Annotated in this window: 3 protein-coding genes and 2 pseudogenes; 3 read left to right on the top strand and 2 right to left on the bottom strand. The window is 37.8% G+C overall.

Annotated elements, in window-relative coordinates:
* Window positions 1-73 precede the first annotated feature (73 nt).
* Window positions 74-262 carry a hypothetical protein gene (locus tag AC1DRF_RS23615; protein WP_013058178.1) on the bottom strand — a complete coding sequence of 63 codons (189 nt, stop codon included), beginning with the start codon at window positions 260-262 and terminating at the stop codon, window positions 74-76.
* Window positions 263-537: 275 nt separating this feature from the next.
* Here AC1DRF_RS23615 and AC1DRF_RS23610 point away from each other — a divergent pair, with 275 nt between their 5' ends.
* A complete protein-coding gene (locus AC1DRF_RS23610; protein WP_016764982.1) occupies window positions 538-1,065 on the top strand; it encodes a cupin domain-containing protein in 528 nt (175 codons plus the stop codon).
* Window positions 1,066-1,289: 224 nt separating this feature from the next.
* A complete protein-coding gene (locus AC1DRF_RS23605) occupies window positions 1,290-1,601 on the top strand; it encodes a hypothetical protein (RefSeq protein ID WP_427075818.1) in 312 nt (103 codons plus the stop codon).
* A 298-nt stretch (window positions 1,602-1,899) separates the two neighbouring features.
* On the opposite strand, the pseudogene AC1DRF_RS23600 reads toward AC1DRF_RS23605, so the two are convergent.
* A pseudogene (locus AC1DRF_RS23600) lies at window positions 1,900-2,235 on the bottom strand (MBL fold metallo-hydrolase); the annotation flags it as partial.
* 1 nt (window position 2,236) lies between these two features.
* On the opposite strand from AC1DRF_RS23600, the pseudogene AC1DRF_RS23595 reads away from it, so the two are divergent.
* Window positions 2,237-2,348 (top strand): annotated as a pseudogene (locus tag AC1DRF_RS23595) (MBL fold metallo-hydrolase); the annotation flags it as partial.

Here is a 2,348-nt window from a genome sequence, read left to right as displayed (position 1 = left end):
GTTAGAAGTTAAGAAAAGGCCTCCTAAATGGAGGCCTTTTCTTATTTCTTATAAAACAGTCTAATACAAAGCCTTAGCCTCTAAAATATTCTCTATAATACGAACCTTTCTCACACTCTATCTCATAGCGCAGCCTAGTTTGCTTTCTGTAAAGCTCTTCGGACAGCTCATTAAATTCACCTTCTGTGATAGATCCATGAATTAAATTGTTGAATAAATTATTAAGATGTTCAGTTAATTCTTGAAGTTTTTTTTCTTTCAATGAACGTCACCCTTTAAAATAATTTTCATCTTCTAAAATTATATCAAATAAAACGTTTTCATACGATATATTTTTTACTGAATTATCGTATTAAAGTGATGAAAATATTTTTTAACCACCCCAAAACAATCAAAGAGCTCAGATAAATCATTAATCACATGATTTCAGTAAAAAATAAGTGCATAGAGACCGCGGACAAAAAGGCAAATGGTATCAACCGTTTTGACAAAAGCATAGGATGAAAAGAAAAATTAAACGAGAAAAGGAGAATGAGTATGCACTATACACCTTATTACCATCAGTGGCAGACTCCAGTGTATTACGGCTGGCAGCCATATAGTTATTATGTGCCGAATCACTATCACACCAGCGAACAGTTTCAGCAAAGAAACGGTAAATTAAAGGACTACGGACCAAGGCCGTTTGTTATTAATATTAATGAAGCATCAAAGCAAAACAATACGTACCGCACTGCTTTATGGACGGGAACACATTTACAAGTGACGCTAATGAGTCTTAAGCCCGGTGAAGATATCGGCTTAGAAATCCACCCTAACGTTGATCAATTCCTGCGCATTGAACAAGGGCAAGGCGTTGTTCAAATGGGCAAAAGTAAAAACAATCTAACCTTTAAACGAAAAGTCTACGATGACGATGCGATATTTATCCCTGCCGGAACGTGGCATGATGTCACCAATACGGGTACCACACCGCTAAAGCTTTACTCCATATACGCTCCGCCAAACCACCCATTTGGTACGGTTCATGTGACAAAAGCAAACGCCCTGGCTGAAGAACATTAAAAATGAGCAGAGGGTTATGCAGGATTGGAACGCTTTTTCAGGATCAATACTAAGTGAATAGACGGATGTTGACTAAAGAAGCCCACTAGAAAATCGGTGTATGACCTTTTCTAGCGGGCTTTTTTTAAACTTGCTATACATACAGGATTTTATAGCCGAGGAAAGAATTATAGAATAAACTAATCTTTTTAAACCTCTTAAAATAACTGAAAGGCAAACAGGCGATGAAATTATTTTATAAAATTCCCAAATCAAACGTACATCCTTCTCTTAAACTAGCAAGAAAAATTCTATATATATCTGTAGAAGCAGTCATTATGACCATGCTTGTGATTAAATCTTTTACTGTGGCCTATGAAAACGACACAAATTTAATTCTCAGGCAGCTAAATGAACTAAAAGCTTCGATTGGCGGATTTGGCATAAACGAATCGTTATTTTGGTTTATGATAAAATGCAGTATCTTCACCATTGTTGCATTCGATCTTTGCTTATACGTCCGAAAAATGCTAAAAAGAAACAAAAGAGCTTTATGATTTATACGCTAAAGCTTTTACATTGGACCGCTGTTAATTTCCGTGTAAGGCTTCGCTTTTCGCGGGCGGTCCATGAGYCTCCTCGTCGCTTGCGCTCCTGYGGGGTCTCAYCTGTTCCRCTTTTCCCGCAGGAGTCTTCGCCWTGCCCTCCAATCAACMGCTAGAAGYACCYAYATACATGAAACCTACGTTCACCATACCGATGAAAAAATCCAAACGAAGTTGATTCTCCATCAAGAATCTTGATTCCTCGTTCGGATTTACATTCAACTAGAATACTTTTATCTCAGCTTTTCTCTTAAAAAGTATAAACCTCGCCATCATCTGGAACAAAGACGTGAGATGTCATGTCTTTTTCTTTGATAAAGCCTTTTAATTCTTCTCTTGATAGCGTCCAGTGATTTACAGCTTCCATATGGACAGAAATAATCGTAGCACGAGGGGCCGCTTTAAAAACTTCGTAAATATCTTCTTTCCCCATCACAAGAGAACCGCCTTCTAAAAATTGATTATCTCCGCCGTTTACGACAATGACATCCGGCTGATATGTGTTGATTTCTTCTCCAACAGCGGAATACCATACCGTATCTCCAGCTATATAAAGCGTTTTTTCATTCTTATATTTAAAAACAACAGCTGGAGATACGGTATGGTATTCCGCTGTTGGAGAAGAAATCAACACATATCAGCCGGATGTCATTGTCGTAAACGGCGGAGATAATCAATTTTTAGAAGGCGGTTCTCTTG

It is taken from the genome of Priestia sp. P5_B4, assembly GCF_056400385.1.
Note: the sequence above shows the minus strand (reverse complement) of the source record. Positions and strands in the feature narration are given on the sequence as shown.